The sequence below is a fragment of the Lichenibacterium dinghuense genome (assembly GCF_021730615.1).
In the GTDB taxonomy this organism is placed as follows: Bacteria; Pseudomonadota; Alphaproteobacteria; order Rhizobiales; family Beijerinckiaceae; genus Lichenihabitans; species Lichenihabitans dinghuensis.
Map to the genome: position 1 here is coordinate 1,209,324 of NZ_JAJLMN010000001.1, position 22,496 is coordinate 1,231,819.

Below are 22,496 nucleotides of genomic sequence, written 5' to 3' on the forward strand. Positions count from 1 at the left end.
GAAGTCACTTCGCGTCCCCCTCACGCCGGCTCGCTCGCCAGCGCCTTCGGCACGATGCGGCGCTCGATCGCGCGCCGCACGGCCTTGCGGCTGACCACCGAGGCCGGAAAATACCAGTTCGGCTCGTTGCCGGTCAGCAGGTCGAAGAACGGCACGGCGAGGCTGGCGTCGTCGCCGACGTTCTCGCGATAGGACCACCACGTCCTGAGGTCGTCGGCCAGCGTCGGCAGGGTCAGCCTCACGCCCTCCTGCTCCAGCACGATGTGCAGCACGCACAGGCAGTAGTTCGTGTACAGGAACCCTTCCGGCCAGGAGCGGGCGATCGACCCCGTCGCGTCGCCCGGCATCGGCGGCTCGCCTTCCGTCACGGTCGCCGCCGCGGGCGCGCTGCGCAGAAGCTCGCGCACCAGCAGGCCGGCCGCGAAGGTGATGAAGTCGCGCCGGTCGAGGTCCGAATAGCCGAGGTCCTGCGAGAAGGCCTCGGCCCAGTTCAGGAAGGCCTCCGTCAGCCGCCCGTCGTCGATCTCGTAGGGCACGCCGTAGCGGCCGGCGATCAGCCGCGCGTGCTGCTTGAACGTCGTCTTGAACCAGCGGAGCTGCCGCACGCGGTGGCGGATGTCGGCGACGTCCTCGGCCTGATTCAGCAGTTCCAGATCCATGGTCTCTCTCGATCGGCCGCGGGATGAGGCGATGATGGGACAACGCCGCTTTGGCCGAAAGACGGCCTGCGGCGACGTTGTTTTTCCGCCGTCATGCCCCGGCCCGGCTTTCGGACATATTGACACCCGACGAAACAAAAGTACGATCGCGTCCCGCAACAGTCGAGCGGCCGTTCAAAGGTCGTCGGGGGGAGGACAGCATGCCGTCCATGGCGCTCGCCATCGCGGGCCTCGCCGTCGCCTGGTCGCTCCAGGCCTACGGCACCTGGCGCCAGATCCAGCACTATTCCGCGGCGATGGGCCAGGCCACCCGATCCTGGAGCGACGGCTACGTCGGCACCGGCAAGGCGCGGTCGCGCTGGGGCGCCGGCACGGTGCTGCTGCTCGTGGTCGGCCCGGACCGGGCCGTGCGCCGCCTCCTCGTCATGCGCGGCGTCACCGTCTTCGCTCGCTTCCGGCGCCTGCCCGAGGTCGAGGGCCTGCCGCTCGCCGCGGTCGCTGATCACGCCGCGCTGCGGCCGGCCGACCGCGCGGCGCTCATGATCGCGGCCGAACAGGTCGAGCGGGCCGCCGGGCGGGCCCGAAGCGAAGAACGATCGAAGGCCGCCTGACGGCCGCACAGGGAGGGGACGCGCATGGCGCTGATGATGGCGATCGCCCACGGGGCGGATTGGGCGACGCTGCACGGGGTCGGCGATCTCGGCGCCCACGCGGCGCGGGGCGCCGGCCGGCTGATCCTGGCCGCGACCGACGTCGGCGTGCCGGGCGAGCCGGCGCCCGTCAGCGCCGCGGACGCGCTCACCAAGTATCAGAACGAGGTCAAGAACCTGAAGCCCAACGCCGACCAGCTCGGCTGGCTCGGCACGATCGGCACCCACTTCATCGGCATGTTCCAGAAGGGCGGCGAAGTCTTCGTCGGCTTCGTCACCGGCATCATCCCGACGCTGGTGGTGCTGATGACCGCCTTCTACGCGCTGACCGGCATGGTGGGCGAGGAGCGGGTGCACGGCTTCGCCCAGCTCATGGGCCGCACGGCGCTCACGCGCTACACCGTGCTGCCCGTGCTGTCCGTGTTCTTCCTCACCAACCCGATGGCCTACACGTTCGGGACCTTCCTCGAAGAGAAGCACAAGCCGGCCTTCTACGACTCGGCTGTGTCCTTCGTTCACCCGATCCTCGGCCTGTTCCCGCATGCCAATGCCGGCGAATACTTCGTGTGGGGCGGCGTTCTGGTGGCGTTGCTGGACCTCGAGAAGCGCGGCGTGATCCCGGACGGGTACCACGTGAAGTTGGCCATCTGGTACTTCATCGTCGGCCTCATCGTGATCTTCCTCAAGGGGATCGTGACCGAGCGCGTGACGGCCTTCATGGCGCGCCGCCAGGGCGTGGAACTCTGATCGCAAGGCCAATCGGGGAGGATCGCGCCATGGCGCTGTTGGAAACCAAGTTCAAGGCCGTCAAGGTCAGCCCGGGCCCGGGCGGCTGGGGCGGCCCGCTCGTCATCGAGCCGACGAGCCAGCGCGACAAGATCGTCGCGGTCACGGGCGGCGGCATCCCGCCCCTCGCCAGGCTCATCGCCGAGATGACGGGCGGCACCGCGGTCGACGGCTTCCGCCAGCCCCCGCCCGAGAGCGAGATGGCCTGCGTGATCGTCGACTGCGGCGGCACGGCGCGCTGCGGCGTCTACCCCCGCAAGCGCATCCCCACCATCAACCTGACGCCCGTCGGCCAGTCGGGGCCCCTCGCCCAGTTCATCACCGAGGACATCTACGTGTCCGGCGTGAAGGAGAAGCAGATCGAGTTCGCGGACGGCTCCGCCGCGCCCGTGGCGGCCGGCGCCTCGCCGATCGGCGCCAAGGCGGCCGTGGCCGCCACGGCCAAGCCCGCGCCGGCGCCCGAGACGGGCGGGGGCGGCTTCATCGAGCTCATCGCCTCCATCGGCCGCGTGATGGGCCGCGTCGTCGGCATCTTCTTCAACGCCGGCCGCCGCACCATCGACCAGGTGGTCAGGAACGTGCTGCCCTTCATGGCCTTCGTGACCATGCTGATCGGCATCATCCTCTACACCGGCATCGGCGACGTCATCGCCAAGCCGATGGGCCCGCTCGCCAACAACATCCTCGGCCTGCTGGTCATCTCGGCGGTGTGCGGCCTGCCGTTCCTGTCGCCGATCCTCGGGCCGGGCGCCGTCATCGCCCAGGTGATCGGCGTCGCCATCATCGGCCCGCAGATCCAGAACGGCACCATCGCGCCCGCCATGGCCCTGCCGGCGCTGTTCGCCTACAACACGCAGGTGGGCTGCGACTTCGTGCCCGTCGGCCTCGCGCTCGGCGAGGCCAAGCCGAAGACGATCGAGATCGGCGTGCCGGCCGTGCTGATCAGCCGGCAGGTGATGGGGCCGCTGTCCGTGGTCATCGCCTACGTGTTCTCGCTCTTCGTGATGTGAGCTTCCTCTCCCGACCAAGCGGCGTGCCGAGTCTCGTCGGCTGGGAGGTATGCCCTTCTCCCCCGGGGGGAGAAGGTGGCGCGCAGCGCCGGATGAGGGGTGATGCGGCACGCGTCGGGTTTCCCCTCATCCGCCCTGTCGGGCACCTTCTCCCCGAAGGGGAGAAGGGCGCGTCCCTTCCGCGGCAACGATCCATCCCGAGGACCCGATGACCACGTATTACCGCACCGCGCTCACGGCCGTCGGCCCGGACGTCGCCGACCTCCTCGACGGGGGCATCCTGATCCTGTTCGCCGAGGGCGCGCCGCCCGAGCTCGCCGAGGTGTCGGTGCTGCACCGCGTCGAGCAGGGGCCGACCGCCGAGGCGCCGCCCGTCGGCGCCACCATCACGATCGGCGAGCTCAGCGCCAAGCTCACCGCCATCGGCGGCTACGCCTGGGCCAAGGTCGCCGAGATCGGCCACGTGGTGATCAACTTCGACGGCGGCACCGAGACGAACCGCCCCGGCGAGATCTCGGCGAGCCGGGTCGAGGCGCCCGACCTCCTCGCCGCCATCAAGCCCGGCGCGGTCCTGACCATCTCGGCCTGAGGAGGCTCGCCCGTGGAGCGCACCGTCGCCGTCGCGTGCAAGGACGGGCTCCACGCCCGCCCCGCCGCCGAGTTCGCCAAGCTCGCCAAGACCTACGTGGCCGAGGTGAGCCTGCGCCGCCCGGACGGGGCGCCCGCCAAGGCCAAGAGCGCCGTCAAGCTGATGCTGCTCGCCGTCAAGGAGGGCGAGGAGGTCGTGCTGGAGGCCGAGGGCGACGACGCCGAGGCGGCGCTCGACGCGCTCTCGGCCTACCTCGCCACCCACGAGGCCGGCACGGCGGCGCCGACGGCCGGGCCGGCGGGGCTGCCCGAGCCCGCCTCCGGCACCTTCACGCCGCCCCCGGCCGGCCTGCCCTCGCGCGCCGCCGGCGTGCCGGCCAGCGAGGGCGCCGGCATCGGCCCGGCCTTCCCGTTCTTCCCCGAGGTGATCGTCGCCCCCGACCGCGCGGTCCCGCCCGACGAGGCGGTGGACGAGGTCGCGCGGCTGCACGCGGCGCTCGACGCGACCACGGGCGCGCTGATCGCCAACAAGCTCGAAGGCGGCGCCACGCCCGAGGACGTGGGCATCATCGACGCGCTGATCGAGGTCGCGCGCGACGCCGAGTTCGTCGGCGCCGTCGAGGCGGAGATCCGCTCCGGGCGCGACGCCGTGACGGCGGTGCTCCGCGCCGGCGGGGCGCTGGCGGCCTCGTTCGAGCGCGTGGAGGACGACTACATCCGCGCCCGCGCCGAGGACGTGGGCGGCGTCACCCGCGCGCTCGCCCTGTCGCTGCTCGGCCGCGCCGACGCCGACCTGTCCGCCGTGCCGGAGGGCGCCGTGCTGGTGGCCGACGAGGTGTCGGCCTGGGACTTCACCAAGGTGCCGGCCGGCCGGCTCGCCGGCATCGTGTGCACGCAAGGGGCCGCGACCTCGCACCTCGCCATCATGGCCCGCACCCACGGCGTGCCGGCGGTGCTCGGCTGGCGCGACGGCGGCGCTGCGCTGCGCTCAGCGACGCGCGTCGCCCTCGACGGCTCGACCGGCGACGTGTGGGTCGACCCCGACGCCGCGACGGCGGCGCGCATCGAGGCGCGGGTCGCGGGCGACCGCAAGGCCCGCGCCGCCCTGGCCCACCTGCGCGGCGTGCACCCCGCGACGCGCGGCGGCCGGCCGATCGAGGTCGCGGCCAACCTGGGTTCCCTCAAGGAGATCGGCCCGGCCCTGGAGGCCGGCGCCATGGGGGTCGGGCTGTTCCGCACCGAGCTGCTGTTCATGGAGCGGAAGAGCCTGCCCTCCGAGGACGAGCAGGCCCGCACCTACGCCGAGCTGGCCCGCGCCTTCGCGCCTCACCCCGTGGTGGTGCGCACGCTCGACATCGGCGGCGACAAGCCGGTGGCTGGCATCGCCTTCCCGCACGAGGACAACCCGTTCCTCGGCTGGCGCGGCGTGCGCATGTGCCTCGACCGGCCAGACGTGTTCAAGCCGCAGATCCGGGCGCTGCTGCGCGCGGCGCTGTCGGGCAACGTCAAGGTGATGGTGCCGATGGTCAGCACGGTGGACGAGGTGCTGCGCGTGAAGGCGCTGGTGGCCGAGTGCCGGGCCGAGCTCGACGCGGAGGGCGCCGAGGCCGGGCAGTTCGAGCTCGGCATCATGGTGGAGACGCCGGCCGCGGCCCTGATGGCGGGCGACCTCGCCCGGCACGTCGCCTTCTTCTCGATCGGCACCAACGACCTGACCCAGTACGTCATGGCGTCAGATCGGCTGAACCCGCGCGTCGCCGACCTCAACCGCGCCGACCAGCCGGCGGTGCTGCGCGCGGTCGAGATGGTCTGCGCGGCCGCGCGTGAGGCCGGCATCTGGGTCGGGATCTGCGGCGAGGCCGCGGCGCGAGTCGACCTGATCCCGACCTTCCTGCGCTACGGGGTCGGCGAGCTGTCGATGAGCCCGGCGTCCATCCCGCGCGCGAAGGCGGCAGTGATGGAGGCCGAGTAGGCGCGCTTACAAGCCTTCGATGTGGAACAGAGGCGGCGCATTACCCTTCTGATACGCTAGGGTGCACGTGTTCGAAGCGAGACTTCTTCTTTTTCTGCTTAGTCTCAATAGCTACCGGCAGGCGGGCAATGGCGGCTAGGAAAGTATCCTTGCCGTTCCAACTCGCCAGCGTGAGCCCCAGACAGGTCACTGATGACCAACCGCCGGAACTCACCAAAGCAGTCACACAACCCGCAACAACCATTGATGCTATTCCGCTATTCTCGACAACATCGTACACAGAAGATATAGCAACGAAGACTCTTTGCAGGACAGGTCTAGGGTTCCCGACCAAAGCTCCTTTTCGACCTCCATCGAGAGATAGGCCTCGCAACTCACCCGATATTGATCTAAGCCCATCTACAAGGGCTCCTGTTGAGTTCAATCTGAGATCGCCAACAGCACTTGCTGCTAAATCGATCCTGTCCGCCAGCTCAGACATTGACATCCTGACGGTCTTGGCCTCCCGTTCAAACTCAATTGCCAATACATTATCGACGAATAGCTTCACCGAGTCTGACGTGAGATCGGACGGTAATACAGAAATAAATTTATTTGGCTTAATCCTAAGTACATTCTTCAATCCATCAGCTTTTGACCCAAGCCAAATCAGGCCAACTTTTCGTTTCGGAAATCTCAGCCTCAGCCTTCGGAAATTTTCGACGTCGCTACTCTCCTCAGTAAGGAGGAAGATAAACGCCTCTGTATCGTGAAAGGTTTTTTCAGGAAGCGATCCCGATCCGTACATCCCTTCTACGCTCATACCTATATTCAACCACGGCAAGAGATCTACGCGCTTCTCCCCCCGGAGCTCATTTGAGTATATTACCGAAAGCGTATTTCTTTTGCCCCGCATAAGAAGCCTGCAAGCCCGTTTGAGACGTCGTCAATGATATGTGATTTCACAGGCTTGGAGGTAGCATTTTCTCCATGTCACTGTCGATTCAGTCTCCCACGTAGCCATGCGGTCGCGATGAGATTATAGTTGTCACTTAGGTGGTCGCAGACTCCCACACTACCCCGCCGGCCTTCTTCCGAACGCCACCGCCAGGATGATGATCGCCCCCGCCACCATGTTCTGCTCGCTGACGTCGAGGCCCATGATGATGAGCCCGTTGTTGATCGTGCCGATCAGCAGCGCGCCCACGAAGGTGCCGACGATGGTGCCCTTGCCGCCGAACAGGCTCGTGCCGCCGAGGATCACCGCCGCGATGGCGGCGAGCTCGCCGCCCGTGCCGAAGGAGTAGCGGGCCGTCTGCATCATGCCCGAATACAGCATGCCGGCCAGCGCCGCCGCGCCGCCGCTGATGAGGAAGCAGATGAACTTTACCCGCGCGGTCCGGATGCCGGAATAGCGCGCGGCAAGGCGGTTGCCGCCCGTCGCCAGAACGGCGCGGCCGAAGGGCGTATATTTCAGCACGACGTGGCCCAGCACCGCGGCGAGCAGCGACCACAGGAACAGCGAGGGCAGGCCCGCCACGCTGCCGAAGCCGAAGATGCCCGTGAAGGTGCCGTTCGCGATGGCGACGGGCTTGGTGTAGGTCACGCGCATGTCGAGGCCGCGCACGAACTGCAGCATGCCCAGCGTCACCAGGAACGACGGGATGTTGACCACCGTGACGAAGAAGCCGTTCACGGCCCCGACGATCAGCCCCGACGCCACCGCGGCCGCGACCCCGCCCGCGACGCCGAAGCCGGCCTGGATGGCGAGCGCCGCCATCAGAGCCGCCAGGGCGGCCGTCGAGCCGACCGACAGGTCGAGCTCGCCGGCCGAGATCACGAACGTCATGGCGACCGCCATCACGGCGATCATCGAGGTCGTGCGCGTGATGTTGAACAGGTTGGCGACCGTGAGGAAGCCCTTGTCGCCGATCGTCAGCCCGAAGAAGACGATCACCACCGCGAAACAGATGTAGACGACGTAGTCGTTGAGCTGCACGCGGAAGCGGGGGATCGCGAAGGACGGGCGCGGGTCCCGCGTCTCAACCTTGGACGGCATGGTGCAGGGTCTCCTCGGATTCGATGTCGCGCCGGTCGATCTCGCGGCTGACGCACCCGTCGTGGACCACGAGCAGCCGGTCACTCATGGCGAGCAGCTCCTCGAACTCGGACGAGATCAGCAGCACCGCCGCGCCCGAGGCGGCGATCTCGCGCACGATGGCGGCGATGTCGGACTTCGCGCCGATGTCGACCCCGATGGTGGGCTCGTCGAGGATGAGGAGGCGCGGCTTGCGCTCCAGCCACTTGGCGAGCACGATCTTCTGCTGGTTGCCGCCGGACAGCAGCCGCGCGACCTTGTTCGGTCCGTCGGTCTTGATCTTGAGCCTGCCGATGTAGTCCCGCGCCGCCCGCCCGCCCGCCGCCTCGTCGAGCACGAAGCCGCGCGTGAAGCGGCCGAGGCTCGGCAGCATCACGTTGTGGAGCAGCGAGTGGTCGAGCACGAGGCCCTGCGTGCGCCGGTTCTCCGGCACGAGGCCGGCGCCGGCCGCGATCGCCTCCGCGACCGTGCGGATCGGCCTGCCGTCGAGCGTCACGGACCCTGAGTCGGCGCGACGGATGCCGAACACCGTCTCGACGATCTCGGTGCGGCCCGAGCCCATCAGCCCGGCGAGGCCGACCACCTCGCCCGGGTAGACCTTGAAGGACACGTCCTCGAACTGGCCGGCGAGCGACAGGCGCTCCACCTCCAGCACGGGCGTCTCGCCGAGCGCGTGGGCGCGCTCCTGCCACGCCAGCGAGGCCTCCATGCCGCCGCCCAGCATGGTCTCGACGAGGCCGTCCATCGTGAGGTCGCGCGCCTCGTCGGTCAGCACGGTCTCGCCGTCGCGCATCACCGTGATGCGGTCGCAGATGCGGAAGATCTCGGCCATGCGGTGCGAGATGTAGACGATGGAGATGCCGCTCGCCTTCAGCCGCGCGACGAGGCGGAACAGGGCCTCGGTCTCGCTCTCGCTGAGCGAGGCGGTGGGCTCGTCCATGACGAGGATGCGCGCCTCCTTGGACAGCGCCTTGGCGATCTCCACCATCTGGCACAGGCCGACGCTGAGCTGCTCGACCGGCGTGCGCGGGTCGATGTCCTCGCCGAGCTCGGCCAGCACGGCGCGGGCGCGGCGCACCGCCTCGCCGTCGTCGAGCAGGCCCCGCGCGCGGCGCGGCTCGCGCGCGAGGAAGATGTTCTGCGCCACCGTCAGGGTGGGCACGAGGCTGAACTCCTGGAAGATCATGGCCACGCCGGCCCGCTCGGCGTCGATGGCGCCGGCGAAGTCGACCTCCCGGCCCTCGATCTCCACCGTGCCGGCGTCGCGCGCGTAGACGCCGGTCAGGATCTTCATCAGGGTCGACTTGCCGGCCCCGTTGCCGCCCATCAGGGCGTGGACCTCGCCGCGGCGCAGGGAGAAGGAGGCCTTCCGCAGCACCGGGATGCCGTTGAAGCCCTTCTCGATGCCCCGCATCGCGAGGATGTCGCCCTCCGCCACGGCCCCGGCTCCGGTCAGGACTTCTTGAGGTCGGCCACCATCGCGGCCGGCAGCGGCGTCCGGTAGATGATCTGGTAGGCCTCGGGCAGGTTGGCGCGGTCGACCGCCAGCGGCGGCACCACGACGTAGGGGGGCGCCGTCTCGCCGATCAGCGCCATGGCGCCCACCGTCGCCTCGGCGGCGCCCTGCTGGTAGGGCCGCTGGGACGAGATGCCGGCGATGAAGCCGCCCTTGGCCATGTCGGCCGCGACGATCTGGTCGAAGTTCTCGCACACGATCTTGAAGTCGGCCGGCGTCTTGCCCGCCACCTCGGCGGCGGTCGCGGCGCCCATGGCCGGGATGCTCCAGGAGCCGTAGAGGCCCTTGATCTTGGGGTAGCGCGCCAGCACCGCCTGGGCGACCTCCTGGCCCTTGTTGGGGTCGTCGTGGCCGGCCGCCACCACGAGGTGGACGTCCGGGTACTTGGCCATCAGCCGCGCCACGAAGCCCTCGTAGCGCAGGTTGGTGACGTAGAAGTCGTTGGCGAAATACATGGCGCCGACGTCGCCCTTGCCGCCCACAGCCTTGGCCAGCAGGTCGGCCACGTACATGCCGAGCGCGAGGTTGTCGGACGAGATGATCGAGGCGTAGTCCTTGCCGGGGTTCATGCCGTCGACCGCCTGGTCGATGAACACGACCTTGGTGCCGGCGTCGGCGATCTTCTTGTAGGCCGCCGCCGTGGTCTGGCCGTTGAGCGGGATCGACACGAGCAGGCTCGGCTTCAGCACCGCGATGGCGTCGAGGTCCGAGATCTGCTTGGCGTCGTCCCAGTTGGCGTTGGTCTCGGCCACGACCTTGATGCCGAGCTTGGCGAAGGTCTCCTTGAGGCCCTTGGTCTGCTCGGAGGCCCAGTCGTCGCCGAGCCAGCCGAGCGAGATCGCGACCGTGAAGTTGCCGGCCTTGACCTTGGCGATCTGGTCGTCGGTGAGGTGCAGCGTCGAGGCCAGCACGCCCTTCTCGCCGCGCTGGCCGTCGCTCACCACCGTGTTCGACAGGTCGTCGATCTTGGCGAGCTCCAGCGTCTTGGCCGAGGGCGCCTGATACCACAGCGGCTGCTTGATGTCGGCGGCGATGTTGTCGGCGGCGAGGGCCGGGGCGGCGAGGCAGGTGGCGGCGAGCAGGGCGGCGGCGAGGCCGCGCGAGGGTGTGCGGATCACGGGGAGTTTCCTTCCTGGAGGTTGTTGGGATGTGCCGGCGCGGCGGGCGTTCTCGCGGCCCGCTCGCGTGGGAACCGGGCGATTCAGCGCCCGAGCATGTGCTCGCGCAGCATGGCGGCGAGCCGGTCCTCGGCCTCCAGCGCGAGGCTGTGGCCGCATTCGGCGAAGACCGCGGCGCGCTCCACGCCCTCGGACACCCGGGCCATCTGCTCCTCGACCAGCGGGCCGAAGAACTCCGGCGCCCCCACCGTCATGATCGGCAGCGTCAGCTTCGTCGTCTTGAGCTCGGCGTTGTTGCGGGCGTTCTTCATGGCGGCCCGATAGGTCTCCATGCAGCCGCGCAGGCCGCCCGGCGCCTTGAGGCAGGAGATCCACTCGTCCAGCGCCTCCTCCGAGATGGCGGTCGGGTTGTAGGTCTCGGCCTTGATCCAGAACTCCCAGAACTCGCGCTCGCGGCCGGTGATCAGCATCTCGGGCAGGTGGGGGATCCAGAAGAACGGGATGTGCCACACCCACACGCCCTTCTCGCGGAACTGGGCGGAGACGTTCTCGGGCGTGAAGTTGGACCAGGCCTCCAGCCCCTCGCCGGACAGGAGCATCTCGCAGAAGGAGAGCGTCTTCACCCGGTCGCGGTGGGTGGCGGCGAGCGCGTAGGCGAACTCGGCGCCGCGGTCCTCGCCGTGGACGTGGTAGGAGCCGTGGCCCAGGCCCTCCATCAGCGCCGCGACGTCGTGGGCGTTGGTGACGCTGTCGTAGCCCTCCTCGGCCGGCGGCTTGTCGGTGTAGCCGAAGCCGCGCAGGTCCGGCGCGACGACCGTGAAATGCTCGGTCAAGAGCGGGATCAGCTTGTGCCAGTAGAAGTGGTTCTTGGGCGTGCCGTGCAGCAGCAGCAGCGGCTCGCCCTGCCCCGCCGTGACGTAGTGCATCCGGATGCCGTTGGCGCGGGCGCGCCCGTGCTTCACAGGATTGCCGGCGTGGTCGAAGATCTCGGCCATGGTCCCTCCCCGGTGGTGCGGCGCCGTCGAGGCGCCCGCGCGGCCCCGTCGAGGCGAGGCCTTCCGTACTTTTGTAACGGTATCGTTATATTTGTATGGCGCGCGTCTCGCCGGCTTCCGGCATACCGTCTCGATCTATCCCCCATCGCTCCATGTTCAACCCCGCGGCGCGGGGGGTACGGCTTGACAGCGATGTTCACGCGCTGCACAAATGTGTCAAACGCCGCCCAAAGGTCGAACGCGGCGATCGGGAGGATCGATGGCCTTCGGGCGCCCCGCGGGGCGCGAGGCCGAACCGCGCCGACGCGAACCCAGCACCGATCCGATCTGCGACCCGCGCCGCCCGCCGCGGCGGCATCGTCGAACACACAGGGAGGGAACAGAGATGGCCACCGCACTCGACCGCTTCGCCGACATGAAGCCGAGCTGGGACACGCCGGTGATGATCGAGTCGCACCAGAACGGGGTGCGCACCAAGGCCATGAACCCCAACACGCCCGTCTCCTACGACGAGGTGGTGGAGGACGCGATCCGCTGCTGGGACGCGGGCGCCAGCGCCATCCACGTCCACAACTCGGACTTCGACCTGCGCGGGGCGGCCGCGGCCGACGACTACATGCCGGCCTGGGACCGCATTCTGAAGGCGCGGCCGGACATGATCTGGTATCCTACCACCTGCAACAACCTGCTCTGCGGCGAGGACGACACCGGCCTCGAACACGTGGCCGTGCTCAACAAGACCGCCAACGTGCAGGTCGCGGTGGTCGACACCGGCATCGACATGTTCGCGATCGACGAGGACGAGGGGGGCCACCTCCTCGGCCGCGAATACGGTTGGAACCTCAAGCGCGTCGCCGGGCAGGTCGACTTCTGCCGGGCCAACGACATCGCCATGATCTTCGGCGTCTACGAGCCCGGCCACCTGCGCGTGGCGCGCCACTACGTCGACCGCGGCATGGCGAGCCCGGGCTCGATGTGGGACTTCTACCTTGTCGGCAAATACGGCCTGACCTCGTCGAAGCCCATCGGCACCTGCGGCATGGAGCCGTCGCTGGAGAGCCTGTACTATTACCTCGGCATGATCGCCGAGGCGAAGCACAAGCTGCCCTGGTGCATCTCGATCTGGGGCGAGGGCGGGCTCGACACGCGGCCGATCATCAAGCGCACGATCGAACTCGGCGGCCACGTCAAGACCGGCCTCGAGCTGTTCTACGACCCCGACCGCAACCCGACGAACCTCCAGCTCCTCCAGGAGGTCCAGGAGATCGCCCGCGAGGTCGGCCGCCCGCTCGCCACCCACGACGACGCGCGCAAGATCTACGCGATCACGTGACCCTCGGATCGCCGCGGTCCCAGGCCCACGCCGCCGCGATGCCGGCGGCGTAGCACAGCAGGTTCCAGGGCGAGAACACGCGGCCGAGCAGCAGGGCGCCCGCCGCCGTGAGGCGGAAGGCGTCGAGGGCGGGCGCGTGGGCGAGCCGCGACAGCTCGACCAGTGCCGCGACCGCGAGGGCCGCGGCGGCCACCCGCCCGGGCCGGGCCGCGGGGCGCAGCGCCGCCGCGACCCCGTAGACCATGGCGCCCCACAGGACCGAGCCGCCGTATTTGGTGACGGCGAAGGGCAGCCCGAGCGCCGGGCCCCACCCGCGCAGCGCCAGCCCGGCCAGCACCACGAGCGCCGTCGCGGCGAGGACCCGCCGTCGGCGGCGGGACCGGGGCCGCCGAGCCGCGGCGGCGTCCGCCACCGGCACCCACAGCGCGAAGCCGGCGCCCCCCTCCGTGTCGAGCAGGGCCACCGTGCCGCCGTGCGCGCCGAGGAGCGCCCGCACGATGGCGAGCCCCATGCCGGTGCCGCCGTCCTCGCGCCGCGTCGTGAAGAAGCTGTCGAAGATCCTGGCCCGGTTGTTCGGCGAGATGCCGGTGCCGTCGTCCCGGACCTCGATCCGCAGGCCCGGCCCGTCCGGCCGCGCCGTCACGTCGAGCGCGCGGGCGCCGTGCCGCCCCGCATTGTCGGCGAGGTGGCCCAGCAGAACGAGGAGGTTGTCGGCCGAGACGCGCATCTCGGCGTCGAGCGCGCCCCCGGCCCGCAGCGCGAGGGCGGGGAAGCGGGCCCGGAGCGCGCCGAGCGCCGGCCGCAGCGCCGAGCGGCCCGCCGTCGGCTCGGCCTCGGCGCGGGCCATCTCGCGCAGCCGCTCCAGCAGCGCGCCGAGCCGCTCCGTGTCGGCGAGCAGGTGGTCGAGGAAGCGGCGGCGCTCGTCGGGCGCCATCGGGTCGGCCGGGTCGTCGTCGCGCAGCAGCTCCGCCGCGCCGCGGATGGCGCTCAGCGGCGACTTCAGCTCGTGGGACACGTGGGCCGCGAAGCTCGACACGGCGTCGCCGCGCTCCGTCAGGCGCCGCGCCATGCCGCGCAGGCTCGCCGCGAGGGCCGCGAACTCCACCGTGCCGTGGTGGCGGTGCGACGCCACCGCGGCCGCGTCGCGCGCCCCGATCGCGGCCGAAAGGCCGATCAGCTCGCGCACCGGCAGGCTGATGGCGCGGTGGAGCACGAGCCCGGCCAGCACGGCCGCGGCTACCACGGCCGCCGCGGCGAGGCCGAGGGCCCGGCGCTGGCCGTAGAGGCTGCCGAGCAGGTCCACGGGCGTGCGCGACGCGTAGACGGCGCCCGCCACCCGGCCCCGCGCCACGACCGGCACGGCGACGAAGACCCGCGCCGGCCGGCCGCGGCTGAGCGAGCCGAGCGCCGGGTAGGCGTGCCTCGACACGCGCCGGCGCAGCGCCGCCGCGGTCCGCCCGCCGAGCGCCGCCGCCACCTCCTCGACGCCGGCCAGCGACCGGCCGACCTCGTCGCGCCCGGCGATCACCGTGCCGGACGGGTCGAGCAGCCGGAAGCCCGCCTGCGTCACGGCCTGCGTGGCGGCGAGGTCCGGCGCGAGCCGCGCGCCGAGCGCCAGGAAGGCCGGCGCCGGCGGGGCCGCGGGCTCGGCCGCGTCGGGGCGCCGCGGCCGCAGCGCGCCGAGGTCGGGCGCGAGGTCCGGGGCCGGGCCGGCCGGCGCCGGTGGGCCGAGCGGGGCGTCGGGCGGCAGGCTTTCCGCGGCGGTGCGGCCCGCCTCGGCGGCCAGGGCGGCCGCCTGCGCCATCAGCTCGGCCTCGGTGCGGCGCAGGAGCCCGTCGTCGTAGACCCCGGAGGCGAGCACGCCCGCCAGCGGCAGCGCCAGCACGGTGCCGAGCACCAGCGCCAGCACGAGGCCGAGGCTCGGCCGCCCGTCGCGCCACACGCGGCTCACGGCGCCGTGCCGCCGCAGGCCCCGAGGCGGAAGCCGACGCCGTGCACGGTGTCGACCGCGTCCGCGCAGCCGGCGGCGGCGAGCTTGGCGCGGATGCCGCGCACGTGGCTGTCCACCGTGCGGTCCGACACGGCGGCGCCGACCCCGTAGGCGGCGTCGAGGATGCGGTCGCGCGTGAAGGCCATGCGGGGCCGCGCCATCAGGGCTTGGAGGATGGCGAATTCCAGCGCCGTCAGGGGCACGGCGGTGCCGCCGAAGGCGACGAGCCGCGCCTCGGGGTCGAGCGCGAGGCGGCCGCGGCGCAGCGCGGCGTCGGCGGCGGGCGCCGGGCGGCTGCGCTTCAGGATCGCCCGGATGCGCGCCACCAGCTCGCGCGGGCTGAACGGCTTGGTGAGGTAGTCGTCGCCGCCGATCTCCAGGCCGAGCACGCGGTCGACCTCCTCGTCGCGCGCCGACAGGAACAGGATCGGCAGCGCCGAGCCGCGGCGGATCTCGCGGCAGAGCGCGAGGCCGTCCATCTCGGGCATGCCGACGTCGAGCACGGCGAGGTCGAAGGCCTCGCGGCGGACCAGCGCCAGGGCCTCGGCGCCGTCGCGCGCCATGGCGGCGGCCATGCCGGCGCGCCCGAGCGCGAAGCCGATGACGTCCCGGATGTGGGGGTCGTCGTCGGCCACCAGGATGGAGGGCACCGCCGTCATCCGTCACCCGTCATGGTCGCCGCGCGGCCGATGAAGCCCGCAGCGTCGGGATAGCGCATGAGCCGCCTTCCGGCACAGGCTGACGCTTGGAGGAGCGGATGATCGTTTGATGGATCATTCTGGAATGTATCCTTCCTGCTTCATCATCTCCCGATACTCGTCCGACCAGAGTCCGATCCTGTCGGACCGGGCTGCCGATTCGGCGATCACGACCCTGTCCATGAAGACATGATACGCCCCCTCATCGATCACGCGCTTGGGGAAGTCAGGGCTGGTGAGATCGAGATGGATCGCATCCTTGATCGAGGTCAGGTACTCCACTCCGTCTGCCATCATGCCTCCTGGAACGATGCCCTGCCTGACAAGGTCGATGTTGAGGCTGTCGTTACCCTTGTCGATCCAGATGTAATCCATCAGACCCAGCTTCGGACCCAAGGTGCTCTGCTCTACGATCCTCGCTGTCGCGTGCGGGTGTCGATTCAGCCACGACACGATGAATGTTTCGATGGTCTCGACTCGCGGCGCTCGAAAAGCTCCGGTGCCGACGATCGAATATGACACTCTATCACCTTTTCTGCTGCAGAAAACATTGTGAAACACAAGAGAATCAGCATCGAATGTTTCCTCTGCTCGCGCTAGGGTATTCGCGGAAACGATAAAGCACAGAATGGCGATCCATCGGATCATCTCTCGATCTCCGTTACAGCATCGTTGCTATTCAGGCGGCCGCAGCAGGACGCCGCGGCCGACCAAGCCGCTCGATCAGCTAGCGCCGAACTGGCGGCGGTTCCTTGTGTGTCGGCGAATCGCTGTCGCCGTCATCGTGACGCCTCGCGTGAGCCGTCGAGACGCCGTGGCGTGGGGAAAGGAATGATCCTGGCCGGTCGGGGAACCGTGAGCGCACCGGCGAGCCACCAGGCGTCGTCGAGCAGGCGGCGCGGGAGCGAGGGGCGGGGCGGAGGGGGCGTGTTCTGCATGGGGGCAGGATCGCCGGCCCGCGTGCAGGGCGATGTCGGGTCCCGTGCAGATCCCGTGCAGACGGCGGCCGGGAGCCTGGCCGCCCGGAGACGGTCTCCGATCCGCCGTCCCCAGCGAAGCGGTCCAGAACCGCCGTGAGCCGCTCGCGCGGTCGGCGCTCCCACGGGTGGCGCGTCCCTCAGAGGGGGCGCGCCGGATCGCTTCGCCGCGCTCGCGACGACGGTGGAGGGGAAGGCCCGGAGCGGGGCGCCACGCCCCGCCCGGCCGCGCCCTCACGCCCCCAGCAGCATCTCGATGTCGGCCTCGGTCATGGCGAGGGTCGGCTCGCCGTCGGGGTCGAAGAGCGAGGCGGCGAGCGCCGCCTTCTTCTCCTTCAGCACCTCCATCTTCTCCTCGATCGTGCCCGAGGCGACGAGCTTGTGGACGAAGACGGGCTTCGTCTGGCCGATGCGGTGGGCGCGGTCGACCGCCTGCGCCTCGACGGCGGGGTTCCACCACGGGTCGTAGAGCACCACCGTGTCGGCCGCCACGAGATTCAGCCCGACGCCGCCGGCCTTGAGGCTGATCAGGAACACCTCGGCGTCGCCGGACTCGAAGGCCGCGATGGCGGCCGGGCGGTCGCGCGTGTCGCCCGTGAGCAGGCTCGTGCGGATGCCGGCCGCGTCGAGCCGCGGGCGGATCAGGTCGAGCATGGAGGTGAACTGCGAGAAGACGATCACGCGCCGCCCCTCGGCGAGCAGCTCGCGCAGCATCTCCTCCAGCCGCTCCAGCTTGGCCGAGCCGGCCGTGGCTGCCGCCTTGGTCCTGAGTTTCAGGAGCCGCGGGTCGCAGCAGGCCTGCCGGAGCTTGAGCAGCGCGTCGAGCACCACGATGCGGCTCCGGGCCCAGCCCTTGTCCTCGATGGCCTTGCGGATGCGCTGGTGCATGGACAGGCGGATCGTCTCGTAGACGTCGCGCTGCGCCGGCTCGAAGGCGATCCGCTCCACCATCTCGGTCTTGGGCGGCAGGTCGCGCGCCACCTGCTCCTTGGTGCGGCGCAGCAGGAAGGGCCGCACGCGCCGCGCCAACAGGCGGCCCCGCTCGGCGTTGCCGGTCTTCTCGATCGGCGTGCGCCAGTCGATCGTGAAGCGCCTGCGGTCCCCGAGCAGGCCCGGGCAGGCGAAGGAGAACAGCGACCACAGCTCGGCGAGGTTGTTCTCCAGCGGCGTGCCGGTGAGGCAGAAGCGGTGGCGGGCGCCGAGCGACAGGATCAGCTTGGTGGTGGCGGCCTCCGGGTTCTTGATCGTCTGCGCCTCGTCGAGCAGAAGCACGTGCCATTCCGTCTCGGCCAGCACGGTCCGGTCGCGCCCGACCAGCGGGTAGGTGGTGAGCACGAGGTCGTGGTCGTCGATTTCCGCGAAGCGCGCGTGCCGGTCCGGCCCGTGCAGCGTCAGGACGCGCAGGGCGGGGGCGAAGCGCTCCGCCTCGCGCGCCCAGTTGGCCATGAGGCTCGTCGGCGCAACCACCAGCGCCGGCCGGTCGAGCCGGCCCGCCGCCTTCTCGATCGACAGGAAGGCCAGGGCCTGCACGGTCTTGCCGAGCCCCATGTCGTCGGCGAGGATGCCGCCGAGCCCCACCTCGCGCAGCAGCGACAGCCAAGCGACGCCCTCGGCCTGGTAGGGCCGCAGCGTCGCGGCGAAGTCCGGCGGCACCGCGACGGGCGGCACGCCGCCGGCTGCGGCGAGCTTGCGGCCGAGGTCGCGGATCGCCTCGCCGCCGCGCCAGCGCAGGGCCGCGCCGGCCGTGGCGGCCTCGAACTCGAACAGGCGCGCGGCGTCGAGCGCCGACAGCCGCAGGCCGGCCCCGTCGCGCTCCAGCCCGAAGGCGAGGTCGCGCAGGCCCTCGACGATGGGGCGCAGCCGGCCCATGGGCATGGACAGGAGGCGGCCGTCCGGCAGCGGCAGGAACACCGGCTTGTCGTCGTTCTCGGCCAGCGCCGCGAAGGTGTCGAGCGAGAAGTCGGGCGACGAGATCAGCCCCACGATGGGCCCGACGAGGTCGACGCGCTCGCCGTCCACCGTGACGCCGAGGTGGAGCTCCAGCCAGTCGATGCCCGTCGTCTGATGCAGGTCGGCGTCGATCGCCCCGTCGGCCCGGACCACGCGGTAGGGAAAGTCCGCGTCGACGGACACGTCCCAGCCGAGGCGCCCGAGCTCGGGCACCGCGTCCGACACGGCGTCGAGCCAGGCATCCTCGTCGGGCCCGGCCACGAGGTCGCGGGCGTGCTCGCGCGCCAGGTGCGGGTGCAGCTCGGGCGCGGGCGCGAAGCCGCGCTCGATCAGCGCGCGGGCCGCTGCCGCCTCGGCCTCGGGGTCGCGCTCGACCTCGACGAGCCGGCCGCCGGCGTAGAGCGACACCGTCGGCCTGGTCTCGCCGAGCGGCACGACGGCGTCGCCGTAGCGGAACGACAGGCGCGCCAGGGCCACGGGGACGGGGGTGATCTGCACGGCCGAGATGCCGTAGGCGTTGTAGACCGGCGTGCCCTGCGTCGCGCCCCGCAGCAGGCGCAGGCTCGGCCGCGGCGCCACCCCGGTCCGGCGCTCCACCGGCGGCGTCGGCGGCGTCAGCCCGGCCATCGACGGCAGGCGGCGCGCGAGCTTCTCGTTCAGGGCCGCCAGCGCGACCGGCGCCACGGGCGGCGCCCTGAGCAGGGCCGCGGCGATGCGGGCCGGCTGCCCCGTCTCGACCGGGCCGAGGAGGCCGGCCTCGACGTCGACGTAGACGGGCGGCGTCCCGGCGAGGACGTGGTCGGCGCCGTCGACCTCGAGGCGCGGCAGCAGCGACCCGCCCTCGACCTCGCCCCAGGCCAGCGCGCCGTCCCGCGCCGGCCCGCCCGCCAGCGCCGGCCCGCCGACGGCACCCCAGCGGGCCCGGCCGGTGTCGAGGATCGCGGCCAGGATCTCGGCGCCGCCTTCCCCGGCGAGGCGGTGGGTCGCCGCGCCGTAGACCGAGGGGACGCGGGCGAGGTCGCGCATGATGCGGTCGTCGGACGGGCGCAGGTATTTGGCGCCGCCCGACGAGGCGCGGTGGGCCGAATAGGGCTTCACCTCCGGCAGGAAGGTCCCGTCTTTGCGGAGCTTCGCCGTGACGGGCTGCACGCCGATCTGCGGCAGGTGCGGCTCGTCGCGCAGCGGCACCAGCAGGTAGACGATGCGCTGGTTGATGCCGGGCGGGTAGTCCTCGTCCACCGTCTTCGCGGCCCGGTCGAGCTCCGTGAGCCAGGCCGCGAGGGCGCCGGGCAGCTCGCCCGCGGCGGGCTCCGGCGGCCGCCAAGCCGGCTGCGGCAGCGGCGCGGTCAGACGCGCGAGGCGCCGCTCGGGCGTGCGCTCGGCGGCGGCGCGGGCCTCGGCCAGCACCGCCAGGCCCTGGTAGAGGGCCGCGGCCACGTGCTTGCAGTCGGCCCCGACCGGGCACGAACAGGTGCCCACGATGCTGAGCCGCCCCTTGCGCTCCTTCACGGTGACGGTCTGCCGGTAGGGTCGCGCCTCGGTCCCCTTCACGGCGGAGGAGATCGTGTCGCCCGTCCAGTCGAAGGCGACGACCTGGCCCTTCGCCTGGTAGCGGCGCCCGTTCTCCGAGGCCGCGTAGCCGCAGCGCCGCTGGATGTCGCCGATCTCGTATCCGATCATCCCCTGCCCCGCGCGGCCGTCCGGAGCGCCGTCACACCCGGTAGTGGTCCCGGTACCAGCGCACGAACCGCTCGACGCCGACCTCGATGGGCGTGGACGGCTCGAAGCCGACGTCGCGCCGCAGGTCGTCGATGTCTGCGAAGGTGGCCGGCACGTCGCCGGGCTGGAGCGGCAGGAAGCGCTTCTCCGCCTGGCGCCCGAGGCAGTCCTCCAGCACCGCGATCATCCGCATGAGCGGCACGGGCCGGTTGTTGCCGATGTTATAGAGACGGTAGGGCGCGGCGCTCGTGCCCGGGTCCGGGTCCGCGCCGTCCCAGGCGGGGTCGGGGGCGGCGGGGCGGCGCCCGAGCCGCACCAGCCCTTCCACGATGTCGTCGATGTAGGTGAAGTCGCGCTCCATCCGGCCGTCGTTGAAGACGTCGATGGGCCGCCCCTCCAGGATCGCGCGCGCGAACAGGAACATCGCCATGTCGGGCCGCCCCCAGGGCCCGTAGACGGTGAAGAAGCGCACCCCCGTGGTGGGCAGCCCGAACAGGTGGCTGTAGGTGTGGGCGAAGAGCTCGTTGGACTTCTTGGTGGCGGCGTAGAGGCTGACCGGGTGGTCCACGGTCTGCCGCACCGAGAAGGGCGTGGCCGTGAGCGCCCCGTAGACCGAGCTCGACGACGCGTAGACGAGGTGGCCCACGCGGGCGTGCCGGCAGCATTCCAGCAGGTTGGTGAAGCCCGTGATGTTGCTGTCGACGTAGGCCTGCGGGTTCACCAGCGAGTAGCGGACGCCGGCCTGCGCCGCGAGGTTGACCACGAGGTCGAACCCGTCCGCGAAGAGCGCGCCGAGGCCGGCCCGGTCGCCGAGGTCGAGCCGCGCGGCGGTGAAGCCCGGCTGCGCGACGAGGCGCGCGAGGCGGGCCTCCTTCAGCGACACGTCGTAGTATGCGTTGAGGTTGTCGAGGCCCACCACCGCGTCGCCCTCGGCCAGCAGCCGGGCGGCGAGGTGGTAGCCGATGAAGCCCGCGGCGCCCGTCACGAGCACCCGGCGCGGCCTGTCGAGCGTGCTCAAAGTCGGTCGGTCCCTCGGCGCGGGTGGCGGGCGGCCAGCTATGCGAAGGCCACCGTCGAAATGCAAGCTTGCGGGGCCGGGCCTCCCGGTCCACCACGGCCGCGGGCGAGCGCGGCCGCCGGGCAGAGGACGGGCAGGACATGGAGCGTCGACGGTTGGCCGTGATCGGGCTGGGCTACGTGGGCCTGCCGGTGGCCGTCGCCTTCGCGCGCGCCGGCTTCGGCGTGGTGGGTTTCGACATCGACGCCGCGCGCGTGGCCGAGCTGAACCGCGGCCACGACCGCACGCGCGAGGTCGAGCCCGGGGCGCTCCTCGCCTCCGGCCTGCGGGCGACCGACGATCCGGAAGCGCTGCGCGCCGCCGACCTCTACATCGTGACGGTGCCGACGCCGATCGACGCCGCCCTGCAGCCGGACCTGTCGGCCGTGATGGCGGCCTCGCGCACCGTGGGAGCCGCGCTGAAGCGCGGCGACATCGTGGTCTACGAGTCGACCGTCTACCCCGGCTGCACCGAGGAGGACTGCCTGCCCGTGCTGGAGCGCGCCTCGGGGCTCGTGGGGGGCCGCGACTTCACCGTGGGCTTCTCGCCCGAGCGCATCAACCCCGGCGACCGGCGCCACCGCTTCGAGACGATCCGCAAGGTGGTGGCGGGGCAGGACAGCCGCACGCTCGACGTGATCGCGGACACCTACGGCGCCGTGGTCGAGGCCGGCGTGTTCCGCGCGGGCTCGATCCGCGTGGCCGAGGCCGCCAAGGTGATCGAGAATACCCAGCGCGACCTCAACATCGCGCTGATGAACGAGCTCGCCCTGATCTGCGCCCGGCTCGGGATCGACACGGCGGACGTGCTGGCGGCGGCCGGCACCAAGTGGAACTTCCTGCCCTTCACGCCCGGCCTCGTCGGCGGCCACTGCATCGGCGTCGACCCCTATTACCTCACCTACAAGGCCCAGGAGGCGGGGCTGCACCCGCAGGTCGTGCTGGCGGGCCGGCGCGTCAACGACGGCATGGGGGCCCACGTGGGCCGGGAATGCGTGCGGCGCGTGGTGGCGCTCGGGCGCGCCTCGCCGGTCGTCACCTTGCTCGGCCTGTCGTTCAAGGAGGACGTGCCCGACATCCGCAACAGCAAGGTAATCGACATCGCGCGCGAGATCGGGAGCTTCGGCTTGCGGGTGCAGGTGTGCGACCCCGAGGTCGACGCCGAGGAGGCCATGCGCGAATACGGCATCGCGCTCGTGCCGCCCGAGCGGCTCGCCCCCGCCGACGCCGTGGTGCTGGCTGTGGCGCATGCCCGGTTCCGGGCGGGCGGCTGGCCGATGGTGTCGCGCCTGCTCCGGCCCGAAGGCGGCTGGGTGCTCGACGTCAAGCACGCGCTCGACCGCGCCGCCGTGCCGGCGGGGGTAGAGCTGTGGCGGCTTTAGCGGAGCCCCGCCGCTCGGG

The 22,496-nt window shown here is 71.2% G+C and carries 18 protein-coding genes; 7 read left to right on the forward strand and 11 right to left on the reverse strand.

Going from position 1 to position 22,496, the window contains the following annotated elements:
• Nucleotides 1-20: 20 nt before the first annotated feature.
• Nucleotides 21-659 carry a hypothetical protein gene (locus L7N97_RS05805; RefSeq protein WP_237477395.1) on the reverse strand — a complete coding sequence of 213 codons (639 nt, stop codon included), beginning with the start codon at nt 657-659 and terminating at the stop codon, nt 21-23.
• A gap of 200 nt (nt 660-859) precedes the next feature.
• Between L7N97_RS05805 and L7N97_RS05810 the strand changes: the two genes are divergently transcribed.
• From L7N97_RS05810 to ptsP, 5 genes are all read left to right on the forward strand, one after another.
• Nucleotides 860-1,270 carry a transcriptional regulator GutM gene (locus tag L7N97_RS05810; RefSeq protein ID WP_237477396.1) on the forward strand — a complete coding sequence of 137 codons (411 nt, stop codon included), beginning with the start codon at nt 860-862 and terminating at the stop codon, nt 1,268-1,270.
• 24 nt (nt 1,271-1,294) lie between these two features.
• The gene (gene srlA, locus L7N97_RS05815) at nt 1,295-2,056 is read left to right on the forward strand and encodes a PTS glucitol/sorbitol transporter subunit IIC (RefSeq protein ID WP_237477397.1); all 762 of its coding nucleotides are present in this window, start codon (nt 1,295-1,297) and stop codon (nt 2,054-2,056) included.
• A 29-nt stretch (nt 2,057-2,085) separates the two neighbouring features.
• Complete coding sequence (srlE, locus tag L7N97_RS05820) at nt 2,086-3,105, forward strand: PTS glucitol/sorbitol transporter subunit IIB (protein WP_237477398.1); 1,020 nt, start codon at nt 2,086-2,088, stop codon at nt 3,103-3,105.
• Nucleotides 3,106-3,313: 208 nt separating this feature from the next.
• Entirely contained in the window at nt 3,314-3,694 is a 381-nt protein-coding gene (locus tag L7N97_RS05825) for a PTS glucitol/sorbitol transporter subunit IIA (RefSeq protein WP_237477399.1), read from the forward strand.
• 12 nt (nt 3,695-3,706) lie between these two features.
• Nucleotides 3,707-5,665 carry a phosphoenolpyruvate--protein phosphotransferase gene (gene ptsP, locus L7N97_RS05830; RefSeq protein ID WP_237477400.1) on the forward strand — a complete coding sequence of 653 codons (1,959 nt, stop codon included), beginning with the start codon at nt 3,707-3,709 and terminating at the stop codon, nt 5,663-5,665.
• 40 nt (nt 5,666-5,705) lie between these two features.
• Here the strand turns inward: ptsP and L7N97_RS05835 are convergent, their stop codons facing one another.
• The 5 genes from L7N97_RS05835 to L7N97_RS05855 all read right to left on the reverse strand — a co-directional run bounded on the left by L7N97_RS05835 (nt 5,706) and on the right by L7N97_RS05855 (nt 11,371).
• Complete coding sequence (locus L7N97_RS05835; protein ID WP_237477401.1) at nt 5,706-6,560, reverse strand: hypothetical protein; 855 nt, start codon at nt 6,558-6,560, stop codon at nt 5,706-5,708.
• A gap of 159 nt (nt 6,561-6,719) precedes the next feature.
• Complete coding sequence (locus L7N97_RS05840) at nt 6,720-7,703, reverse strand: ABC transporter permease (protein WP_237477402.1); 984 nt, start codon at nt 7,701-7,703, stop codon at nt 6,720-6,722.
• Nucleotides 7,687-9,180 carry a sugar ABC transporter ATP-binding protein gene (locus tag L7N97_RS05845; RefSeq protein ID WP_237477403.1) on the reverse strand — a complete coding sequence of 498 codons (1,494 nt, stop codon included), beginning with the start codon at nt 9,178-9,180 and terminating at the stop codon, nt 7,687-7,689. The genes L7N97_RS05840 and L7N97_RS05845 overlap by 17 nt, the downstream gene beginning before the upstream one ends.
• A 14-nt stretch (nt 9,181-9,194) precedes the next feature.
• Complete coding sequence (locus tag L7N97_RS05850; RefSeq protein ID WP_237477404.1) at nt 9,195-10,376, reverse strand: substrate-binding domain-containing protein; 1,182 nt, start codon at nt 10,374-10,376, stop codon at nt 9,195-9,197.
• 83 nt (nt 10,377-10,459) lie between these two features.
• Complete coding sequence (locus tag L7N97_RS05855; RefSeq protein ID WP_237477405.1) at nt 10,460-11,371, reverse strand: alpha/beta fold hydrolase; 912 nt, start codon at nt 11,369-11,371, stop codon at nt 10,460-10,462.
• 385 nt (nt 11,372-11,756) lie between these two features.
• On the opposite strand from L7N97_RS05855, the gene L7N97_RS05860 reads away from it, so the two are divergent.
• Nucleotides 11,757-12,704, forward strand: a complete 948-nt coding sequence (locus tag L7N97_RS05860; protein WP_237477406.1) for a beta-keto acid cleavage family enzyme — start codon at nt 11,757-11,759, stop codon at nt 12,702-12,704.
• Here L7N97_RS05860 and L7N97_RS30155 read toward each other — a convergent pair.
• The 5 genes from L7N97_RS30155 to L7N97_RS05890 all read right to left on the reverse strand — a co-directional run bounded on the left by L7N97_RS30155 (nt 12,697) and on the right by L7N97_RS05890 (nt 21,056).
• The gene (locus L7N97_RS30155; protein ID WP_309242762.1) at nt 12,697-14,655 is read right to left on the reverse strand and encodes a DUF2809 domain-containing protein; all 1,959 of its coding nucleotides are present in this window, start codon (nt 14,653-14,655) and stop codon (nt 12,697-12,699) included. The two genes, L7N97_RS05860 and L7N97_RS30155, sit on opposite strands and share 8 nt — an antisense overlap.
• Nucleotides 14,652-15,353 carry a response regulator gene (locus L7N97_RS05875; RefSeq protein WP_237477407.1) on the reverse strand — a complete coding sequence of 234 codons (702 nt, stop codon included), beginning with the start codon at nt 15,351-15,353 and terminating at the stop codon, nt 14,652-14,654. The genes L7N97_RS30155 and L7N97_RS05875 overlap by 4 nt, the downstream gene beginning before the upstream one ends.
• 114 nt (nt 15,354-15,467) lie before the next feature.
• Nucleotides 15,468-16,040: a hypothetical protein gene (locus L7N97_RS05880; protein WP_237477408.1), complete on the reverse strand. Its 573-nt coding sequence runs from the start codon at nt 16,038-16,040 to the stop codon at nt 15,468-15,470.
• Nucleotides 16,041-16,603: 563 nt separating this feature from the next.
• Nucleotides 16,604-19,999: a DEAD/DEAH box helicase gene (locus L7N97_RS05885; protein WP_237477409.1), complete on the reverse strand. Its 3,396-nt coding sequence runs from the start codon at nt 19,997-19,999 to the stop codon at nt 16,604-16,606.
• Between the two features lie 31 nt (nt 20,000-20,030).
• Nucleotides 20,031-21,056: an NAD-dependent epimerase gene (locus L7N97_RS05890; RefSeq protein ID WP_237477410.1), complete on the reverse strand. Its 1,026-nt coding sequence runs from the start codon at nt 21,054-21,056 to the stop codon at nt 20,031-20,033.
• 140 nt (nt 21,057-21,196) lie between these two features.
• On the opposite strand from L7N97_RS05890, the gene L7N97_RS05895 reads away from it, so the two are divergent.
• Nucleotides 21,197-22,477 (forward strand): nucleotide sugar dehydrogenase, encoded by a 1,281-nt coding sequence (locus tag L7N97_RS05895; RefSeq protein WP_237477411.1) that lies wholly within the window; start codon nt 21,197-21,199, stop codon nt 22,475-22,477.
• The last annotated feature ends 19 nt before the right edge of the window (nt 22,478-22,496 follow it).

Excerpts from the sequence above, each read along its gene's own strand:
- L7N97_RS05805 (WP_237477395.1), bottom strand. The coding sequence starts at position 659 with ATGGATCTGGAACTGCTGAATCAGGCCGAGGACGTCGCCGACATCCGC.
- L7N97_RS05810 (WP_237477396.1), top strand. The coding sequence starts at position 860 with ATGCCGTCCATGGCGCTCGCCATCGCGGGCCTCGCCGTCGCCTGGTCG.
- srlA (WP_237477397.1), top strand. The coding sequence starts at position 1,295 with ATGGCGCTGATGATGGCGATCGCCCACGGGGCGGATTGGGCGACGCTG.
- srlE (WP_237477398.1), top strand. The coding sequence starts at position 2,086 with ATGGCGCTGTTGGAAACCAAGTTCAAGGCCGTCAAGGTCAGCCCGGGC.
- L7N97_RS05825 (WP_237477399.1), top strand. The coding sequence starts at position 3,314 with ATGACCACGTATTACCGCACCGCGCTCACGGCCGTCGGCCCGGACGTC.
- L7N97_RS05835 (WP_237477401.1), bottom strand. The coding sequence starts at position 6,560 with ATGCGGGGCAAAAGAAATACGCTTTCGGTAATATACTCAAATGAGCTC.
- L7N97_RS05840 (WP_237477402.1), bottom strand. The coding sequence starts at position 7,703 with ATGCCGTCCAAGGTTGAGACGCGGGACCCGCGCCCGTCCTTCGCGATC.
- L7N97_RS05855 (WP_237477405.1), bottom strand. The coding sequence starts at position 11,371 with ATGGCCGAGATCTTCGACCACGCCGGCAATCCTGTGAAGCACGGGCGC.
- L7N97_RS05860 (WP_237477406.1), top strand. The coding sequence starts at position 11,757 with ATGGCCACCGCACTCGACCGCTTCGCCGACATGAAGCCGAGCTGGGAC.
- L7N97_RS05875 (WP_237477407.1), bottom strand. The coding sequence starts at position 15,353 with ATGACGGCGGTGCCCTCCATCCTGGTGGCCGACGACGACCCCCACATC.
- L7N97_RS05880 (WP_237477408.1), bottom strand. The coding sequence starts at position 16,040 with ATGATCCGATGGATCGCCATTCTGTGCTTTATCGTTTCCGCGAATACC.
- L7N97_RS05885 (WP_237477409.1), bottom strand. The coding sequence starts at position 19,999 with ATGATCGGATACGAGATCGGCGACATCCAGCGGCGCTGCGGCTACGCG.
- L7N97_RS05895 (WP_237477411.1), top strand. The coding sequence starts at position 21,197 with ATGGAGCGTCGACGGTTGGCCGTGATCGGGCTGGGCTACGTGGGCCTG.